Source organism: Georgenia yuyongxinii, from assembly GCF_006352065.1.
GTDB classification, from domain to species: Bacteria; Actinomycetota; Actinomycetes; order Actinomycetales; family Actinomycetaceae; genus Georgenia; species Georgenia yuyongxinii.
The window spans coordinates 1389134-1408620 of sequence record NZ_CP040915.1 but is presented as its reverse complement, the minus strand read 5'-3'; the positions used below and the strand labels follow the sequence as shown (position 1 = coordinate 1408620).

The following is a 19487-nucleotide window of genomic DNA, read 5'->3' as shown; positions in this document are numbered from 1 at the left end:
CGCCGCCCGGGTCACGGCTGTCCCGGTCCGCGCACACGCAAAGGAGTCCTGAGTGGGCGGCTATCTCGCCGACATGGGCGAGCTGTTCAGCACCTACGACATCGTGGGCGCTTTCCTCGTCAACGTCCAGCTGACCTTCTTCTCGGCCATCTTCGCGTTCCTGATCGGCACCGTGCTGGCGGTCATGCGGGTCTCGCCCGCGCCCAGCCTGCAATGGGCGGGCACCGCGTACGTGAACCTCGTGCGCAACACACCCCTGACCCTGATCATCCTGGCCTGCTCGCTCGGACTGTGGGGCCAGCTCGGCATCGAGCTCGCCGGCCGGGGGACCGAGGGGTTCATCGCGACCAACAGCTTCCGCCTGGCCGTCCTCGGGCTCTCCGCCTATACCGCGGCGTTCGTGTGCGAGGCGCTGCGCTCGGGCGTGAACACGGTTCCCGTCGGTCAGGCCGAGGCCGCCCGGGCCATCGGGCTCGGTTTCGGGCAGTCGATGCGCATGATCATCCTGCCCCAGGCCATCCGCGGCGCCATCGCACCCCTCGGCAACACCCTGATCGCGCTGACCAAGAACAGCACCGTCGCCCAGGCCGCGGGTGTGGTCCAGGCCGGGTCCGTGATGCTCGCGATGTTCGAGTTCCGGCCCGACCTGATCGTCGCGATCTTCCTGATCATCGCCCTGGGCTTCATCGCCATCGTCCTGCCGATCGGGCTTGTGACCACGTACCTCTCCAAGCGACTGGCGGTGTCCCGATGAGCACGATCCTCTTCGACGCCCCGGGGCCGCGCGGCCGCCGCCGGATCATGGTCGTCAACATCGTCGGTGCCCTCGTGGTGCTCGGCGTCCTCGCGTGGGTGATCTGGGCCCTGGCCCAGAAAGGACAGCTCACCGCCGCCAAATGGAGCCCGTTCCTCACGGCCTCGGTGTGGCAGGACTACCTCCTCGTCGGCTTGTGGAACACGCTGCGCGCGGCCGGTGTCTCCATCGTCACCGCGAACGTCTTCGGCCTGATCTTCGGCCTGGGCCGGCTCTCGCAGCTCGCGCCCGTGCGATGGGTCAGCGGCGTGGTCGTGGAGTTCTTCCGCGCCGTGCCCGTCCTTGTGCTGATGTTCTTCTTCTACTTCTGGCTGTCCTTCTCCGGCATCGTGCCGGCCAGCGATGCCCCGTTCTACGGCGTCGTCTTCGGGCTGACGCTGTACAACGGCTCGGTCATCGCCGAGCTCGTCCGCTCCGGGGTGTACGGGCTGCCCCGGGGTCAGCGAGAGGCCGCCCTCGCGATCGGCCTCACACCCGGCAAGAGCCTGCGCCTCGTCGAGCTGCCGCAGGCGCTCATCGCCATGATGCCCTCGATGATCAGCCAGCTCGTGGTCATCCTCAAGGACACCGCCCTGGGCTACCTCATCGCCTACTCCGAGCTGCTCCGCTCGGCCCGTCTGGTGGGTTCGTCCTTCGCCAACTACCTCCCGGCGCTCATCGTGGCCGCCGTGATGTTCATCGTCATCAACTACACCCTGACCTGGGTCGCGTTGCGGGTGGCGCGGCGCCTGGACAAGCGGACATCCGGCCGAGCCCGGCCGGCCGACCTGGAGCTCGCCGCCGCGCCGCCCCTCGGGGCGGTGCCGACCGGGAACCAGCGACTCTGACCGGCCCTGGACCGGGCGCCGGTCGGCCAACCGCCGGCGCTCAGTCCTGGGAGTCCCACTCTCCCGGCTCCGCCAGCGGGTCGATACCCTCCTCAGCGAGCACCTCGTCGATGACCCGAACGGCCACGCCGGGGCCGAAGCCCTTGCGCGCGAGCATGGCCGCGAGCCGGCGGCGGCGCACCTGCCGGTCGAGCCCGGCCGTGCTGCGCGCCTTCTTCTCCACCAGACGGCGCGCCGCAGTCTCCTCGTCGGCGTCGTCGACCTGCTCCAGCGCGACCTCGGCCACCTCGGCGTCGATGCCCTTGCGCCGCAGCTCCTGGGCGAGTGCCCGCCGTGCCAGTCCACGCTCGGCGTGCCGGGTGCGCACGAGCATCTCGGCGTAGGCGGTGTCGTCGATGAGGCCCACCTCGGTGAAGCGGTCGAGCACCCGGGCGGCGACGTCTGCCGGCACGCCGCGGCGGGCCAGCGCCTCCTCGAGCTGGGCGCGGCTGCGGGGTGCGGCGGTGAGCTGGCGCAGCGCGATGGTGCGGGCGACCTCCTCGGCATCGGGCTCCGGGTCGACCGCGGCGGCTCCGGCCGACGGCGGCTCGGGCTCGTCCCGGCGACGAGCCCGCGGCCGCCGGCCGGAGGCATCGGGTGCCACTGTCAGAACTCGACCGCAACCTCGGCGTCAGCGGCCGCCGCCGCGGCGGCAGCGGCGGCCGCAGCCGCCTCCTCGCCGATACCGAGCTTGAGGAGGATCTTCTTCTCGATCTCCTCCGCGAGCTCGGGGTTGTCCTTGAGGAACTGGCGGGACTTCTCCTTGCCCTGTCCCAGCTGGTCGCCCTCGTAGGTGAACCAGGCACCGGACTTGCGCACGATGCCGTTCTCCACGCCCAGGTCGATCAGGCCACCCTCACGGGAGATGCCCTCGCCGTAGAGGATGTCGAACTCGGCCTGCTTGAAGGGCGGGGCCATCTTGTTCTTGACCACCTTGACCCGGGTGCGGTTACCCACCGCGACCGTGGCCTCCTTGAGGGTCTCGATGCGGCGGATGTCCAGGCGCACGGAGGCGTAGAACTTCAGCGCCTTGCCGCCGGTGGTCGTCTCGGGGGAACCGAAGAAGACGCCGATCTTCTCGCGCAGCTGGTTGATGAAGATCGCGGTGGTGCCGGACGCGGAGAGCGCACCGGTGATCTTGCGCAGCGCCTGAGACATCAGGCGCGCCTGCAGGCCCACGTGGGAGTCACCCATCTCGCCCTCGATCTCGGCCTTGGGCACCAGGGCCGCGACGGAGTCGATCACGACGATGTCCAGCGCGCCGGACCTGATGAGCATGTCCATGATCTCCAGCGCCTGCTCACCGGTGTCCGGCTGCGAGACGAGGAGCGCGTCGGTGTCGACGCCCAGCTTCTTGGCGTACTCGGGGTCCAGCGCGTGCTCGGCGTCGATGAAGGCCGCGATGCCGCCCGCCCGCTGGGCGCTGGCCACGGCGTGCAGGGCGACGGTCGTCTTGCCGGAGGACTCCGGGCCGTAGATCTCGACGACGCGGCCGCGCGGGAGCCCGCCGATACCGAGAGCGACGTCGAGGGCGACGGAACCGGTGGGAATCACCGCCACCTTGGGCCGTGTGTCGTCACCCAGCCGCATGATCGACCCCTTGCCGAACTGGCGGTCGATCTGGCTGAGCGCGGCCTCCAGGGCCTTGCTGCGGTCTGCTACAGGAGCGGGCATGTCGATTCACCTCTCGGCAGGTGGGCCACCCGGGGTGGCCCAGCGGTTCGGTCAGGGCTGGTCTGTGGCAGGGCCCGCCCTCTCCGGACGGCTACCTGCTGGCGACGCTATGCCCGACCACTGACATCCGGCCGAGAGGCTCCCCTGCGCTGTGGAGATCCCCGGCCGTCGCCGCCTGCGCAGGAGACTACGCCGAACGGGTGTTCGAAGCCACGTGCGACACGCTGGTGTGTCACCGGCGCTTGTCGCGCTCCTTCGGGTCCCGGCGGTGGCGCCACCGCGTCGCGTCGTCGACCTCCATCTCGTCACACAGCGCGGCCCACACCTCCCGCGGCGCGACGCCCGCGTCCAGCGCCTGGGCGGCCGTGCGGCCGCCGACACCCGTGAGCACCAGGTCCGCGGCGAGCGACCGGCCGTATCCCGCGCCGAACGCTTCCTCGACCACCTGCCAGAACTCCGAGTGCTTCACCCCCACAGGGTGCCACGTGCGCCGCGCGCGTCACGCCTGGCCGAGCAGCACGCCAGTCCGGAGCCCCTCCCCGGCCGCGCCCGCCCCGCCGGCCCGGACTGCGCCCGCCGCGCGGTGTCGGTGCCGGGCGGCACAATGGCGACCGTGCCGTTCTCCGAGCCGACCCGCGCGTGGTTCGACAACGCCTTCGCGGCGCCCACCGCGGCCCAGGAGGGGGCATGGGACGCGATCTCCTCCGGCGACCATGCCCTGGTGGTCGCGCCCACCGGGTCCGGCAAGACCCTCGCGGCCTTCCTCTGGGCGATCGACCAGATGTTCACCGGAGACGTACCGGACGACGGCGAGCGCTGCCGGGTGCTCTACGTCTCACCGCTCAAGGCGCTCGCCGCGGACATCGAGCGCAACTTGCGCTCCCCGCTCGTGGGCATCTCCGCCGCCGCGGCCCGGCTGGGCCGGCCCCTCAACGACGTCCGGGTCGGCATGCGCACCGGGGACACCCCCGCGAGCGAGCGGCGCCGGATGGCGACACACCCACCGGACATCCTCATCACCACCCCCGAGTCCTTGTACCTCGTCCTCACCTCCGCCGCCCGGGAGGGCCTGCGCGGGGTGCGCACCGTCATCCTCGACGAGGTCCACGCCGTCGCCGGCACGAAGCGCGGGGCCCATCTGGCCCTGTCCCTCGAACGCCTGGACGCGCTGCTCCCGGCGCCCGCCCAGCGGGTCGGCCTCTCCGCGACCGTGCGGCCGGTCACTACCGTGGCCACCTTCCTCGCCGGGCACCGGCCCCTCACCGAGGGCGGCCGGCCCGTCCGGGTCGTCGAACCGCCGTCGAGCAAGGCGCTGCGGGTCGACGTCGTCGTCCCGGTCGAGGATCTGAGCGACCCCTCCGCCACGCCGCTGCGGGCCGCCTCCCGTGCGGCGGACCCGCCTTCGGACACCCGGTCCCCCGGCGCCGCCCGGGGGATCGGCGGCCCCGACCTCTCCGGCGACGCCGCCGGGGCACCACCGGACCAGCGGCACCCCTCGGTCTGGCCGCACCTGACCGAGCGGGTGGTGGACCTGGTGGCCGAGCATCGCTCGACCATCGTCTTCACCAACTCGCGCCGATCCGCTGAACGGCTCACGGCACGCCTGAACGAGGAGTGGCAGGCGCGCACCGAGGGCGACGGCGCCGCCGCGGTGCTCGACGCCGCCGGCGCCTCGTGGGCAGCCGCGATGCCCGGACAGTCGGGCACGGCCGTGCCGACGGCGGAGGTCGTCGCCCGCGCCCACCACGGGTCGATGAGCCGCGAGGAGCGGGTGCGCACCGAGACCGCGCTGAAGTCCGGCCAGCTGCGTGCCGTGGTCTCCACCTCCTCCCTCGAGCTCGGCATCGACATGGGCGCGGTGGACCTCGTGGTCCAGGTCGGTGCCCCACCCTCGGTCGCCTCGGCGTTGCAGCGCATCGGCCGGGCCGGGCACCAGGTCGGCGCCCTGTCCCACGGCGTGGTCCTGCCCACGCACCGCGGTGACCTGTTGCCGGCCGCCGTGGCGGCCGCCCGTGCCAAGGCCGGCCAGATCGAGGCGATCCACGTCCCGGCCAACCCCCTGGACGTCCTGGCCCAGCAGATCGTCGCGATGCTCGCCGTCGAGGAGCTGACGGTGGAGGAGGTCACCACGCTGGTGCGGCGTGCGGCCCCCTTCGCCGGGCTCGGCGAGCGGTCGTTCACGGCGGTCCTCGACATGCTCGCCGGCCGGTACCCCAGCGAGGACTTCGCCGAGCTGCGCCCGCGCATCGTGTGGGACCGCACGGCGGGAGTGCTGCGCGCCCGTCCCGGTGCGCTGCGCCTCGCCGTCACCTCCGGGGGCACCATCCCCGACCGCGGGCTCTACGGCGTCTACCTCGCCACCGGGTCGGTGAGCGGGGTCGGCGACGACGGCGCCGGCTCGGTCACGGCCGGCGCACGCGGCACCGGCCGGCGGGTCGGCGAGCTGGACGAGGAGATGGTCTACGAGTCACGCGTCGGGGACACCTTCACGCTCGGCACCAGCACGTGGCGCATCGAGGCGATCACGCCGGACCGGGTGCTCGTCTCCCCCGCCCCGGGGCAGCCGGGCCGCCTGCCGTTCTGGAAGGGGGACACCCCCGGACGGCCGGCCGAGCTCGGTCAGGCGCTCGGTGCCACGACCCGTCAGCTCGCCGCCCACCTGGGTGACGGCGCCGCGGCCGAGATGCTGACCGGCGCCGGGCTGGACACCTGGGCCACGGAGAACGTGGTGGCCTACCTCGAAGCTCAACGCGAGGCCACCGGCCACCTGCCCGACGACCGCACGATCGTCGTCGAACGGTTCCGCGACGAGCTCGGCGACTGGCGCGTCGTCATCCACTCCCCCTACGGGGCCCGGGTGCACGCCCCCTGGGCGCTGGTGCTGTCGTCGCGGCTGCGGGACACCACCGGGATGGACGTCAACGCCGCACCGAGCGACGACGGGATCGTGCTCCGCCTGCCCGACGTCGACGGCACCACCTCTGCCGAGCGGGGCCCGTTCGAGCTGACGGACCTGCTGCTCGACCCGGCCGAGGTCTCCGGGCAGGTGGTCGGGGCACTGGCCGGCTCCGCACACTTCGCGGCCCGCTTCCGGGAGGGAGCGGCGCGGTCGCTGCTGCTGCCGCGGCGCCGTCCGGACCGCCGCCAGCCCCTGTGGCAGCAACGCCAGCGAGCGGCGCAGCTCCTGGCGGTCGCGGCGCGGTACCCGGACTTCCCCGTGGTGCTCGAGGCGGTACGAGAGTGCGTCCAGGACGACTTCGACGTGCCGGCGCTGACGGAGCTGATGCGCCGGGTCACGGCTCGGGAGGTGCGGGTGGTCGAGGTGGCCACGCAGATGCCCTCGCCCTTCGCCCGCTCGCTGCTCATGGGGTACATGGCGCAGTTCCTCTACGGCGACGACGCCCCCCTGGCCGAGCGGCGCGCGGCCGCGCTGTCCCTGGACCCGGCGCTGCTGGCGGAGCTGGTCGGCTCTGACCTGGGCGACCTGGCGGACCTGCTCGACCCCGAGGCGGTCGCTCAGGTCGCCGCGGAGGTGGGCCTGCGCACCGACGCCGCACGGGCACGCGACGCCGAGGGCATGGTCGACCTCGTCCGCCGCCTCGGACCGCTGACGACGGCGGACCTCGCCGTCCGCGCCGTCGAGCCCGCCGCGGCGCCCGGTTGGCTCGCCGACCTCGAGGCGCAGCGCCGGGTGATGGCCGTCCGGGTCGCGGGCACCGAGCAGTGGGCGGTGGTCGAGGACGCCGGCCGGCTGCGTGACGCCCTAGGGGTGGCCCTCCCGCTCGGGCTGCCGGCCTCGGTCCTCGAACCGGTCGCCGACCCCCTCGGAGACCTGGTCCGCCGCCACGCCCGCACGCACGCCACGTTCACCGCCGCCGACGTCGCCGCCCGACTCGGGCTCGCGCCCGGTGCCGTCCTGCCGGTGCTCGCGGACCTGGTCCGCACCGGGTCGATGATCGAGGGGCGCCTGAGCCCGGCCCAGACGCCGGATTCAGGCGACGGCGCTCTGGGCGGGACCGTCGCCGGCGACGGCTTCGCCTCCCGGGCGGTGGAGTACTGCGACGCGGAGGTCATGCGACGCATCCGGCGCCGCTCGCTCGCCCGGTTGCGCAGCGAGGTCGAGCCGGTGGTCCCGCAGACGCTGGGCGTCTTCACGCCGCGCTGGCAGCACGTGGCGCCGGTCGGCGCGGCACCGGACCTGCGCGGCGTGGACGGTGTGCTCACCGTGGTCGACCAGCTCGCCGGGGCGCTGGTGCCCGCGTCGGCGCTGGAGTCCCTGGTGCTTCCCGCCCGGGTGCGGGGCTACTCCCCCGCCATGCTCGACGAGCTCACGAGCTCGGGCGAGGTGGTGTGGGTGGGCGCGGGTGCACTTCCCGGGGTCGACGGGCTGGTCGCGCTGCTGCCGGCGGACGCCGTCACCGACCTCGCCCCCACACCGGCGCGGCCGCAGCTCAGAGAGCTGCACACGCACCTGCTCGAGACCCTCGCCGGCGGTGGTGGACGCTTCTTCCGCGACCTCCAGCCCCCCGACGCGCTCGGGCCCGAGGGCCGGGCCGTCAGCCCCCGACCCCAGGAGGTGCTCGAGGCGCTGTGGGAGCTCGTGTGGGCGGGCCTGGTCACCAACGACACCCTTGCCCCGATGCGCGCTCGGCTCGGCGGCGGCCGACCCACCCACGCCGCCGCGCGGGTGCCCGCCCCTGCCCGGTCGCTGCGCCCGGGGGCGGGGCTGCGACGCGCCGCGCTCTCCCGTGCGGCGCTGGCCGGGGCCCGGGCGGCGACGGCGGTCGCGCTGCCCGCGGCAGCGGGGCGATGGTCGCTCGTCCGGCCCGCAGCACCGGACGCCGGCCCCGGGGACGACGCCGAGGCCCGCACCGCCAAGGTCACGGCCCTGACTGTCGCGCTGCTCGAACGCCACGGCGTGCTGGTGCGCGGCGCCGCAGGCCTCGAGGAGCTGCCCGGCGGGTTCGGGGCGGCGTACCAGGTGCTCCGCCGGCTGGAGGAGTCCGGTCAGGTGCGGCGCGGGTACCTGGTGGAGGGTCTCGGCGCGGCGCAGTTCGCGCTGCCCGAGGTCGTGGACCGGTTGCGCGGCGACGCCGCCGACCTCACCGCCCGCCGTGAGCGTGCCGCCGCCGGCACCGCCCAACCCCGCGTGGTGCTGCTGGCGGCGACCGACCCGGCCAACCCGTACGGCGCGGCTCTGGGTTGGCCGCCGACGACCGCAGGTGAGGGCCACCGCCCCGGCCGCAAGGCAGGGGCCGCCGTCGTGCTGGCGGACGGCATCCTCGCGCTGTACGTGGAGCGCGGTGGCCGCACCCTGCTGTCGTTCACGTCCGACCCCATGCTGCTCGGCCCGGCCGCGGGCGCGCTGGCCGAGATGGCCCGCACCGGTGCGCTCGGCCCCCTCACCCTGGGCCGGGTCGACGGGGTCGCCGCTCTGGAGACCCGGGGGCCGCTGCGGCAAGCCCTTGACGCGGCAGGCTTCGGCCCGACCCCGCGCGGGCTGCGGCTGCGCACCGCCCACCAGAGCCACCGCTGATCACCTGCGATCCGACGCGACGCGACGAACGCGCCGCCGGGTCGGACGTGGCCTGGTCCTGGCATGTTCATGCCGTGGCAGGAACTGTTCCTTCATTCAGCCTTGACCCACGCGCAGCGGAACGGGACGGTCAGAAACCGCCTCAATTCGGGCGGCACGATCCCGTAGTCCCCCACGGCCCCGACCGGGCCTCACCAGCTGGAGGAAGCACACGTGCAGATCGACAGACGACGCCTCGCGGCCCTTTCCGCCGCCACGATTCTCCTGACCACGGCGGCAGCCACGCCGGCCCTCGCCAAACCCAACCCGAACAACTCCAAGAAGCTCACCCGGGCGGTGACGGTCGAGGCGGTCCACGACCACCTCGAGGCGTTCCAGGCCCTCGCCGACGAGTACGACAACCGCGCGTCCGGCACGCCGGGGTACGAGGCCGGTGCCGACTACGTCGAGGCCCAGCTGAGGGCGGCGGGCTACGAGCCCCAGCGGCAGTACTTCGAGTTCGACTACTGGGAGCTCCAGTCGGCCACGCTCGAGCAGACCGCGCCGGTGGAGCGGGAGCTCGCGGGCACCCCGATGGAGTACTCCCCCTCCGCCCCGGCGGGTGGGGTGAGCGGCGAGCTGGCGGCGCCGGCGGGCCCGCAAGGTTGCGACGCGGCCGCTTACGCCGGGGCGGACCTGACGGGCAAGATCGCCCTGGTCCAGCGCGGCACCTGCGCCTTCAGCGCGAAGGCCGTCGCGGCCGGTGCGGCGGGCGCTGCGGGCGTCATCATCTACAACAACGGCCCCGGCGAGCTCAACGGCACCTACGGCGGCCTGGACGACGCCCAGGTGCCCGGTTTCGGCATCACCCAGGAGCTCGGCCAGGAGCTGCTCGGCCAGGTGGCCGCCGGCGCCGTCACCGTGAACCTGGACGTCCAGGCGGTGTCGCGACGAGAGACCACGTTCAACGTCATCGCCGAGACAGGCACGGGCCGGTCGGACAACGTGGTCATGCTCGGTGCCCACCTCGACGGCGTCATCGAAGGCCCAGGCATCAACGACAACGGCAGCGGCTCGGCCGCCATCCTCGAGACGGCCATCCAGCTCGCCGAGGTCAACAAGCTCAACAACAAGGTGCGCTTCGCCTGGTGGGGCGCGGAGGAGAACGGGCTCCTCGGCTCGTGGCACTACGTCGACGACCTCGTCGCGAGGGACCAGGAGAACGGCACCGACGAGCTGGGGAACATCGCGACGTACCTCAACTTCGACATGGTCGCCTCGCCGAACCACGTCATCGGCGTCTACGACGCCGACGAGTCCACCCACGAGGCGCCCGTCGAGGTGCCCACGGGCTCGGCCGAGTCGGAGGCGGTCTTCACCGGCTACTTCGACCGCATCGGTCAGGCGTGGGTGGACACCGAGTTCTCCGGCCGGTCGGACTACCAGTCGTTCATCTCCAACGGGGTCCCGGCCTCGGGGCTGTTCACCGGCGCCGACGGCGTGAAGACGCTCGAGGAGGTCACCCTCTTCGGCGGCACCGCCGGCATCACGTACGACCCGAACTACCACACCGCGCAGGACGACCTGGCCAACGTCGACCTCGAGGCGCTGGACGTCATGAGCGACGCGATCGCCCATGCGGCGATCACCCTCGCCCAGGACACCGCCGCCATCAACGGCAAGCACAGCGCCGGCAAGTCCGGCAAGCCGCACCCGCGGGAGTTGCTCCCGGTGGGCGACCACGACGCAGCCTGACGCCGTGGGCCGGCGCGGGGCCGGGGTTGCAGAGCCCCGGCCCCGCGCCTCGTGCTCCCGCAACAGCAGACTCGCCCGCTGCCTCGCTCCGGCGGTGCTGCACGACGTCCGGCGCAGCCCTCCAGGCACTTGCATACTTTATGTGCACGAGTATTGTGCACGTTCATGGAGACCACGCCCGCCCCGACCACCCGGCTCGACGAGCACGCCCTGAGCGTGCTCGCCCACCCGCTGCGCTCCCGCCTGCTCAGCGCCCTCCGCCTGGACGGACCGGCCACCGCCACCACCCTGGCCCGCGCCCTCGGCACGAACACCGGGGCAACCAGCTACCACCTGCGCCGGCTCGCCGAGGTCGGCCTGGTCACCGAGACCGGCGAGGGCGCGGGACGCGAACGGTGGTGGCGTGCCGCCCACGGGAGCCACTCGATCGTCGCCAGCGACGCCGCCGGCTCCCCCGACGCGCAGGCCGCCCAGTCCTGGCTGCGCGGGGAGTACCAGCGCCAGTACCTCGCCTGGGCCGAGGCGTGGCAGGCCCGGGCCGCGACGTTCCCGCCGGCGTGGCAGGACGCCGCCGGGAGCTCGGACTATGCCCTCGATCTCACCCCGGACCAGCTGAACAGCTTCGTGGACGAGGTGGACGCGCTCGTCGAGCGCTACCGCACCGCACCGCCGGCGCCCGCCGGGACAGAGGACGCCCACCCGGTGTTCGTCATCCTCCACACGTTCCCACGCGTGCCGGACGGCACCTCGTGAGCCTGACCGCCCGCTCCGCCCGCCGCCGGTTCCTGGCCCTGACCGCCCTGCGCTGGTTCCCGGTGGGGCTGGTCATCCCGGTCATGGTGCTCCTGCCGCTCGACCGGGGCCTGAGCCTGACCGAGGTGGGGCTGGTGACGTCGCTGCAGGGCTTCGTCGTCCTCGCCCTCGAGCTGCCCACCGGTGGCCTGGCGGACACCATCGGCCGCCGCCGCGTGCTCCTGCTCGCCGGCGTCGTCGGCGTCGCGGCGATGACGACGTACGTGGTGGCGGACGGCCTGGCCCTCTTCGCCGCCGCGTTCGCGCTCCAGGGCGTCTTCCGCGCGCTCGACAGCGGTCCCCTGGAGGCGTGGTACGTCGACGCCGCCCTCGAGGCGGACCCGCGCACCCGGATCGAGATCGGTCTGAGCGCGCAGGGCACCGTCCTCGGCGTGGCCATCGCGGGCGGCGCGCTCGCCGGCGGGGGGCTGGTCGCGTGGGCCCCGCTGCCCGGCGTGGAGGCGCTGGCGACCCCGGTCCTCGCCGCGCTCGCCGGGCAGGTCCTCGCCCTCGTCGGGGTCGCCACGTTGATGGCCGAGCCGCCTCGCGCTGGCGCGGCCGGTGGGACCTGGCGGGCGGCGGCCCAGACGCCCCGCGCCATCGCCGACGGCGTCACCCTGCTGCGGCGGGGCCGCGTGCTCCGCGCCCTCGTGGCCGTCGAGCTGTTCTGGGGCTTCGGGATGGTCGCGTTCGAGACGCTGACCCCCGTCCGGCTCGCGGAGATCGTCGGCGACGCGGAGGCGGCGGCCGAGATCGCCGGCCCGGCGGGCGCGGCGGCCTGGCTCGCCTCAGCCGCCGGCGCGGCCATCACGCCGTGGCTGGGCCGCCGGCTCGGGATGGCCTGGACCGCCGCGCTCCTGCGCGTGCTGCAGGGCGTCACCGTGGTCGGCATCGGCCTCTTCGGTGGCGTGCTCGGCGTCGTCACCGCCTACCTTGCGTGCTACGTGGTGCACGGGGCGGCAAATCCGGCACACCTGACCCTGCTGCACCGTCAGGTCGACGGCGCACGCCGCGCCACGGTCTTGTCGCTGAACTCCATGGTCGCCCAGCCCGCCGGTGCGCTCGGGACCATCACCCTGACGGCGCTGGCGGACGCCGCCTCGCTGAGCGTGGCCATCTGCGTGGGCGCCGCCGTCCTCGCCGTCGCGGCGCCGCTGTACCTGCCCGCCCGTCGGCAGGAGCGGGCCGAGCAGGGCCGACGCGCCCCGGGGCACGTGCCCCACCCCGCCACCACTGCCGCGAGCAACACCGACCCGAGCTTTGACACGGACGAGGTGGGCTCCGATGCCCGAGGGTGACGTCGTCCTGCGGGTGGCCCGCCGGCTCGACGCCGCGCTGGCGGGCCAGGTGCTCACCCGCGGGGAGCTGCGCTGGCCCACGCTGGGCGGGGTCGACCTCACCGGCGCCGGGGTGCTGGGCCACGGCACCCACGGCAAGCACCTCCTGACCCGGCTCGACGACGGCCGCTCCCTCCACACCCACCTGCGGATGGACGGGCTGTGGCGCGTGCACCCCACGGCCGACCTGGCCGCCGGGGTGAGCCGCGCCGACCGGTCCCACCGGGTACGGGCGGTGCTCGGCACACAGCAGTGGACCTGCCTCGGCATCGACCTGGGCATGATGGACCTGGTGGCCACAGCCGAGGAGGACCGGCTGCTGGGCCACCTAGGGCCCGACGTGCTGGCGCCAGACCTCGACGTCGCGGCGGCCGCGGCCCGGATCCTCGCCCAGGGCGAGCGGGGCATCGGTGAGGTGCTGCTGGACCAGACCGTGGTGGCGGGACTGGGCACCATCTACATGGCGGAGTCGCTCTGGGCGCAGCGGGCCTCCCCCTGGGCGCCGGCCGGCGGTCTAGGGCCGACGGCGCGGGACCTCGTCACCACCGCGCGCCGCCTCATGCTGCGGTCCGCGGCGGCGCGGGTGCCGACTGCCACGGGCGACACCCGCCGTGACACCAACGTGCACGGGCGCGAGCGGCGGTCCTGCCCGCGCTGCGGGACCCCGATCCGCCGCGCCGAGGTCGGCCGGCCGCCGACGGCACGCCGGGTGTACTGGTGCCCACGGTGCCAGCCCGGGCAGCCCCCGACATAGCTGCGGACACGACGAGGCCCGGACCGCATGGTCCGGGCCTCGTCGGTTCGTTGACGGAGCGGCGTCAGCCGACCGGCGCGAGAATCTCGCGGCGGAGCAGCTCGTCGGGGACGGTGTCCGGGACGTGCACACCCTCCTCGACGGCGACACGGTCGGAGACGACACGGAGCACGAAGCTCATCGGGACGTTGAGGGCCTCGCAGATGGACGCGAGGAGCTCGGACGAAGCCTCTTTCTGTCCACGCTCGACCTCGCTGAGATAGCCGAGGGACACACGTGCGGCTGAGGAGACTTCACGCAGGGTCCGGCCCTGACGCTGGCGGGCGTCACGAAGCACGTCCCCGATCTCGCGACGGAGCAAGATCATCGTGCGGCCCTCCTCCCCTGCCCTGATGGGCGTTGTGGTCCTACCGTACCCCGCGGCGGGGGACGGGCGCTTGCCTGGCCGTGCATCGGCACGACCGTGGGGTCGCGTCGGTGCAGCGGTGGATCCGCGCAATGTGTTGGCACGGTACACGTACTTGCTGGTGGTCATCACTCGTCACAACGGTTCGGGGTGGTCCGTTGTTCCCCGTGCCGTCTACGCCGGGCCCCCGCGGCGGTCCTCATCGGCCGTCGTCGAGGACGCCGGCGAGCAGCGCGAGCGCGGCGGCGGTGGCGGCGTCCCGGACGTCGGCGCGCGTCCCGCTCAGCCGCAGGCCACGCACCCGTTCGGTCCCAGGGCCGCACGCGGCGACGAAGACGGTGCCGGCCGGCTGGCCGTCCGCCGCCCCCGGGCCGGCGACCCCGGTGGTCGCGACGGCATGGTCGGCGCCCAGCCGCCGAGCGACGCCCCGGGCCATCTGCCGTGCGACGTCGGGGTGGACCGGCCCGCTGGCGGTGAGGAGCTCGCGGTCGACGCCGAGCAGGTCGGCCTTCAGGTCCGTGGCGTACGCGACGACGGCGCCGCGCAGCACGGCCGACACCCCGGGGACGGTGACGAGGGTGGCGCTCAGCTGTCCGCCGGTGAGGGACTCCGCCACCGCAAGGCTCGCCCGGCGGGCGAGCAGCGCAGCGACGACACGGTCGACGGGGGTACGCACTCAGCGCCCCGGTTCGGCACCCGGCCGCTCAGCACCCGGTTCGGCACCCGGCCGCTCAGCACCCGGTTCGGCACCCGGCCGCCCGGCGTCCGCACGCGCCGACGGGCCCGCGCGGGCGATCCGGATGGCCTGGACCACGTAGTCGAGCCCGGTGATCACCGTCACCGCGACGGTGACCAGCACCAGCACCTCGGTGATGACGTTGATGACGTCCGCCACCCCGGTGGGCAGCGCCGACGCCCACGGGACCAGCAGGAGCAGGATGAAGGCCACCTGCAGGGTGGTCTTGAGCTTGCCGCCCTTCGACGCCGCCATGACCGCCCGGCGAACCATGAAGAACCGCAGCACGGTGATGCCCAGCTCGCGGACGATGATCACCACCGTGACCCACCACGGCAACGAGCCGTCGGCGGACAGCAGCACCAACGCGGTGATGACCAGGGCCTTGTCGGCGATGGGGTCCGCCAGCTTGCCGAAGTCCGTGACGAGGCCGCGGCTGCGGGCCAGCGAGCCGTCGAGCTTGTCGGTGGCGGCGGCGATCGCGAAGACCACCGCCGCCCACATCCGGGTGCTGGGCGTGCCCTGCAGCATCAGGTACGCGAAGACGGGGACGAGCACGATCCGCACCATCGTGAGCACGTTGGCGATGTTCCACAGCGGCACGTCAGCGGGTGGGGGGCCGGCGCCGGGCGGCGTCGTCGCGGGATCGGTCGTCACATGCACAGCGTATGGCCCGTGGCGCTCCCCGGCGTCCGCGGCTCGGCGGCCTACGCTGAAACCATGGGCAGCGGCGCCCGGCACAGCACGCCGTCCGGGCGGCATCTCCGCCGGGGCGTGCTGGCTTGCTGCGCCGCGGCGGCCCTCGCGGCGGCCTGCGCGGCCCCTCAGTCCTCGGGCGGACCGGGCCCTGCAGCACCGACCTCCGCCGCCACCTCCTCGGCCGGCTCGGGTGCGACGAACCGCTCCCCCTCGGTCCCGCCGTCCGACGACGCCGCATCGCCCCCAGTGCCCGAGCCGCCCACCGGCAGCGCCCCGGGCGACGGGCGCGCGGCCACGTTCACGATCGTCTCCGCCGGGGACGTCCTCCCCCACGCCTCGGTGAACCGCGCCGCCCAACGCCCGGACGGCAGCTACGACTTCGTCCCGCTGATGGCGGGGCTGGAGCCGTGGACCGCCGGCGGTGACCTCGCACTGTGCTCGCTCGAGGTGCCTCTCGCCCCACCGGGCGAGGAGGTCACCGCCTACCCAGCCTTCGGGGCGCCGGACGAGCTCGTGGCCGCACTGGCCGACCTCGGGTGGGACGGCTGCGCCACCGCGACCAACCACGCGCTCGATCGCGGGCTGCCCGGTCTCAGGCACACCGTCGACGTCCTCGCCGCCGCCGGGCTGGGCTACGTCGGCACCGCCCGCACGCCCGCGGAGGCTGCTGCGCCGCAGCGCTACGTGCTCGAGCGCGCCGGCCGGCGGCTCGTCGTCGCGCACCTGTCGACCACGCTGGTCCTCAACGGCCCGCCCTTGCCCGCAGAGTCTGCGTGGTCGCTGGGCACGAACGTCGCCGTCCTGGTCGCCCAAGCGAGGCTTGCTCGCCAGACCGGGGCGGACCTGGTGGTCGTGTCCATGCACTGGGGCACCGAGTACCTCGGCGCGCCCGACGCCACCCAGCGGGAGGCCGCCGCCACACTGGCGGCCTCGGGGCAGATCGACCTCGTCCTCGGCTCGCACCCGCACGTGCCGCAGCCCATCGAGCACCTGCCCGGCGGACCGGACGGGACCGGCACGTGGGTGGTGTGGAGCATGGGCAACTTCATCTCCAACCAGGACTCGGTGTGCTGTGTGCCGGAGACCGCCACCGGCCTGGTCGTCACCGCCACCGTCCTCGCGCCCTCAGGGTTCCCGGCGCGCGTGACGGCGGTGGACTGGACCGCCGTGACCGTCGACCGGGCGGGCGGCCAGCGCATCTACCCCCTGCACGCGCTGAGCACCGCGCCGGCGCCGGGCGTCACCCTCGACGCCGCGACGCTGGCCGACCGTTCCGCCCGCGTCCAGCAGGTGATGGGCTCACCCGAGCGGACGGTGCCCCCCACCTCGACGGGCGCGGCGCCCGAGGTCCAGCCACGGCGCGGCGAGTGACCCCCGAACCGGCGAGTGACGCCGCCAGGGCGAGTGACCTCAGCCGCGGCTTGAGCCCTCAGCGGCCGGTCAACCGCCAGGCGTCCTCGTCGCTGCCCTCGTCCTCGCCGTCCCAGGTCTCCGCGACAGCCGGGCTGTGGCCCTCGATGCCGTCGGAGTAGCGGTCCTCGACGGCGTCGGACTCGACGTCGTAGGCCTGCTCGCCGTCGTCGTCCCCCGGTGGGTCCTCGCCGCGGAGCATGGCCAGGGTCGCGGGGAGGTCGTCGGGCTGGACGAGCACGTCGCGGGCCTTGGAGCCCTCGGACGGGCCCACGATCTCGCGCGACTCGAGCAGGTCCATGAGTCGCCCGGCCTTGGCGAAACCCACCCGCAGCTTGCGCTGGAGCATCGACGTCGAGCCGAACTGCGTGGTGACCACCAGCTCGGCGGCCTGGAGCAGCAGGTCGAGGTCGTCGCCGATGTCCTCGTCCACCTGCTTCTTCACCACCGGGGCGATGACGTCCTCGCGGTAGGTGGGCTGCAGCTGGGTCTTGACGTGGTCGACGACGGCGTGGATCTCCGACTCGGTGACCCAGGCGCCCTGCACGCGCATCGGCTTGGCCGAGCCCATCGGCAGGAACAGCGCGTCGCCCTGCCCGATGAGCTTCTCCGCGCCGGGCTGGTCCAGGACGACGCGGGAGTCGGCGAGCGACGACGTCGCGAAGGCCAGGCGGGACGGCACGTTGGCCTTGATGAGGCCGGTGACCACGTCCACGGAGGGCCGCTGGGTGGCGAGCACGAGGTGGATCCCGGCCGCGCGCGCGAGCTGCGTGATGCGCTGGATCGAGGCCTCGACGTCGCGCGGGGCCACCATCATGAGGTCGGCGAGCTCGTCGACGATGACCAGCAGATAGGGGTACGGCGAGATCTTCCGCTCACTGCCGGGCAGGGGCTGGATTTTGCCGGCGCGCACCGCGGCGTTGAAGTCGTCGAGGTGCTTGTAGCCGTACATGGACAGGTCGTCGTAGCGCGCGTCCATCTCGCGCACCACCCACTCCAGCGCCTCGGCAGCCTTCTTGGGGCTGGTGATGATCGGGGTGATGAGGTGCGGGATGCCCTCGTAGATGGTCAGCTCGACCCGCTTGGGGTCGACCAGGACCATCCGGACCTCCTCCGGGGTGGACCGCATCATGATCGAGGTGATCATTGAGTTCACGAAGCTCGACTTACCCGCACCGGTGGCGCCGGCCACCAGCAGGTGCGGCATCTTCGCGAGGTTCGCGACGACGTACCCGCCCTCGACGTCCTTGCCCACGCCGACGACGAGCGGGTGTTCGCTGCGGCGGGCGACCGAGGAGCGCAGCACGTCGCCCAGCGCCACCGTCTCGCGGTCGGTGTTGGGGATCTCGACGCCGATGGCGGACTTGCCCGGGATCGGGGACAGGATGCGCACGTCGGCGCTGGCGACGGCGTAGGCGATGTTCTTGCTCAGCGCGGTGATGCGCTCGACCTTCACGCCGGGGCCGAGCTCGAGCTCGTAGCGGGTGACCGTCGGGCCCCGGGAGAACCCGGTGACCTTCGCGTCCACGGTGAACTCGGTGAGCACCTGGGTGAGGGCCTCGACCACCCGGTCGTTGGCGGCGGAGCGCAGCTTGTGAGGTGCGCCCTTGATGAGCACGTCGTCGGCGGGCAGCGTGTAGATGACGTCCGGGGCCAGCTCGAGCTGCTCGGCGCGTGCCGGCAGCGCCTGGGTGGGTGGCGCCTCCAGCTCGGCGGCGTGGTCCTCCCCCGCGGTGTCGGCGGTCGGCGCGGTCTCCGCAGCCTTCTTGCGGCCCTTGCCGCGCCGGGCCGCCGCCAGCGCCGCGGTGGCGGCGTCGTCATCGGCGGGGGCGAGCTCGTGGGGCTGGACGAAGGCCTCGTCGGCCACGTAGTCACCGGGGACGACGGCCTCGGCCGCGTCCGCCTTCTTCTTCCGGCGCCGCGGCAGCGGCGGACGGGTGGTCCCGTCGGCGGCCACCACCTCCGTGGCGTCCTCGTCGACCTGCGCGGGCCCGCGGCCCAGCATCCAGCCGCCCGCCGCGGCGAGCCGCTGCGGGACCGCGGCCACCGGGGTGGCCGTGACGACGAGAAGACCGAACACGGCCAGCAGCACGAGGAGCGGGACGGCGCCCCACTCGGAGAGCAGGATGGTCAGCGGTGTGCCCACGGCCCAGCCGAGCAGCCCCCCGGCGGACTCGACCGCCGCGAAGCCCTCCGCGGGGGCGGGCAGACCGCGGCCGATGTGGATGAGCGCGCACACCGCCGCCGTGATCGCGACGATGCCGATGCTGACCCGCACGTTGGCCTGGGTCCGCTCCGGGTGGCGCATGAGCCGGACCGCCATCGCCACCAGCAGCACGGGCAGCAGGATGCCGAGCACGCCCACGACGCCGGCAGCCACGTGGTGGATGACGTCCCCGGCGATGCCGGAGAGCCCGAACCACTCGCGCAGCGCGATGACGATCGCGACCCCCAGGAGCAGGAACGCCAGCCCGTCCCGGCGCAACGCGGGGTCGAGATCCTTCGCGCTGGTCCCGACGCTGCGCGCCGTACCTGCCACCATGTGCGCTCCTCCCATCCAGATGCCACGGACCAGGCGTACCGGGAATGAGCTGCGACGAGGGCGCGACGATGACGTCGAGCGCCCGCGGCCACGAGATCCCTTGCCTCCGCGAGAACTGCGCGCGGATGAACCACGTGCCGTCGAGGCCGACCGTCCGGGGGAAGTCGCACGGCTAGCCATGATTCGC

15 protein-coding genes are annotated in these 19487 nt (G+C 73.8%); 8 read left to right on the top strand and 7 right to left on the bottom strand.

Features of this window, described 5'->3' with window-relative positions; all coding sequences use genetic code 11:
* Positions 1-73 precede the first annotated feature (73 nt).
* Together FE374_RS06405 and FE374_RS06400 are read left to right on the top strand one after the other, a co-directional pair.
* Positions 74-754, top strand: coding sequence for an amino acid ABC transporter permease (locus FE374_RS06405; RefSeq protein WP_139931426.1), 681 nt, complete (start codon positions 74-76; stop codon positions 752-754).
* A complete protein-coding gene (locus FE374_RS06400; RefSeq protein ID WP_139927746.1) occupies positions 751-1641 on the top strand; it encodes an amino acid ABC transporter permease in 891 nt (296 codons plus the stop codon). Before FE374_RS06405 ends, FE374_RS06400 begins: the two co-directional genes overlap by 4 nt.
* Positions 1642-1681: 40 nt before the next feature.
* Here FE374_RS06400 and FE374_RS06395 read toward each other — a convergent pair whose 3' ends face one another.
* From FE374_RS06395 to FE374_RS06385, 3 genes are all read right to left on the bottom strand, one after another.
* The gene (locus tag FE374_RS06395; RefSeq protein ID WP_139927745.1) at positions 1682-2284 is read right to left on the bottom strand and encodes a regulatory protein RecX; all 603 of its coding nucleotides are present in this window, start codon (positions 2282-2284) and stop codon (positions 1682-1684) included.
* A 2-nt stretch (positions 2285-2286) separates the two neighbouring features.
* Positions 2287-3354, bottom strand: coding sequence for a recombinase RecA (recA, locus tag FE374_RS06390; protein WP_139927744.1), 1068 nt, complete (start codon positions 3352-3354; stop codon positions 2287-2289).
* Between the two features lie 232 nt (positions 3355-3586).
* Complete coding sequence (locus tag FE374_RS06385) at positions 3587-3823, bottom strand: DUF3046 domain-containing protein (protein ID WP_139927743.1); 237 nt, start codon at positions 3821-3823, stop codon at positions 3587-3589.
* A gap of 135 nt (positions 3824-3958) precedes the next feature.
* On the opposite strand from FE374_RS06385, the gene FE374_RS06380 reads away from it, so the two are divergent.
* From FE374_RS06380 to FE374_RS06360, 5 genes are all read left to right on the top strand, one after another.
* Entirely contained in the window at positions 3959-8890 is a 4932-nt protein-coding gene (locus FE374_RS06380) for a DEAD/DEAH box helicase (protein WP_139931425.1), read from the top strand.
* 213 nt (positions 8891-9103) lie between these two features.
* Positions 9104-10624: a M20/M25/M40 family metallo-hydrolase gene (locus FE374_RS06375; protein WP_139927742.1), complete on the top strand. Its 1521-nt coding sequence runs from the start codon at positions 9104-9106 to the stop codon at positions 10622-10624.
* 165 nt (positions 10625-10789) lie between these two features.
* Positions 10790-11377, top strand: a complete 588-nt coding sequence (locus FE374_RS06370; protein WP_139927741.1) for an ArsR/SmtB family transcription factor — start codon at positions 10790-10792, stop codon at positions 11375-11377.
* Positions 11374-12714 carry an MFS transporter gene (locus FE374_RS06365; protein ID WP_230978491.1) on the top strand — a complete coding sequence of 447 codons (1341 nt, stop codon included), beginning with the start codon at positions 11374-11376 and terminating at the stop codon, positions 12712-12714. Before FE374_RS06370 ends, FE374_RS06365 begins: the two co-directional genes overlap by 4 nt.
* Positions 12701-13507 (top strand): Fpg/Nei family DNA glycosylase, encoded by an 807-nt coding sequence (locus tag FE374_RS06360; RefSeq protein ID WP_139927740.1) that lies wholly within the window; start codon positions 12701-12703, stop codon positions 13505-13507. Before FE374_RS06365 ends, FE374_RS06360 begins: the two co-directional genes overlap by 14 nt.
* A 64-nt stretch (positions 13508-13571) precedes the next feature.
* On the opposite strand, the gene FE374_RS06355 is transcribed toward FE374_RS06360, so the two are convergent.
* The 3 genes from FE374_RS06355 to pgsA all read right to left on the bottom strand — a co-directional run bounded on the left by FE374_RS06355 (position 13572) and on the right by pgsA (position 15306).
* Positions 13572-13874 carry a helix-turn-helix domain-containing protein gene (locus FE374_RS06355; RefSeq protein ID WP_139927739.1) on the bottom strand — a complete coding sequence of 101 codons (303 nt, stop codon included), beginning with the start codon at positions 13872-13874 and terminating at the stop codon, positions 13572-13574.
* Between the two features lie 238 nt (positions 13875-14112).
* Positions 14113-14589: a CinA family protein gene (locus tag FE374_RS06350; RefSeq protein WP_139927738.1), complete on the bottom strand. Its 477-nt coding sequence runs from the start codon at positions 14587-14589 to the stop codon at positions 14113-14115.
* Positions 14590-15306: a CDP-diacylglycerol--glycerol-3-phosphate 3-phosphatidyltransferase gene (gene pgsA / locus FE374_RS06345; RefSeq protein WP_230978490.1), complete on the bottom strand. Its 717-nt coding sequence runs from the start codon at positions 15304-15306 to the stop codon at positions 14590-14592.
* A 63-nt stretch (positions 15307-15369) separates the two neighbouring features.
* Between pgsA and FE374_RS06340 the strand changes: the two genes are divergently transcribed.
* Positions 15370-16719, top strand: coding sequence for a CapA family protein (locus FE374_RS06340; protein WP_139927736.1), 1350 nt, complete (start codon positions 15370-15372; stop codon positions 16717-16719).
* Between the two features lie 58 nt (positions 16720-16777).
* Here the strand turns inward: FE374_RS06340 and FE374_RS06335 are convergent, their stop codons facing one another.
* Positions 16778-19480, bottom strand: coding sequence for an FtsK/SpoIIIE family DNA translocase (locus FE374_RS06335; protein ID WP_139927735.1), 2703 nt, complete (start codon positions 19478-19480; stop codon positions 16778-16780).
* Positions 19481-19487 lie beyond the last annotated feature (7 nt).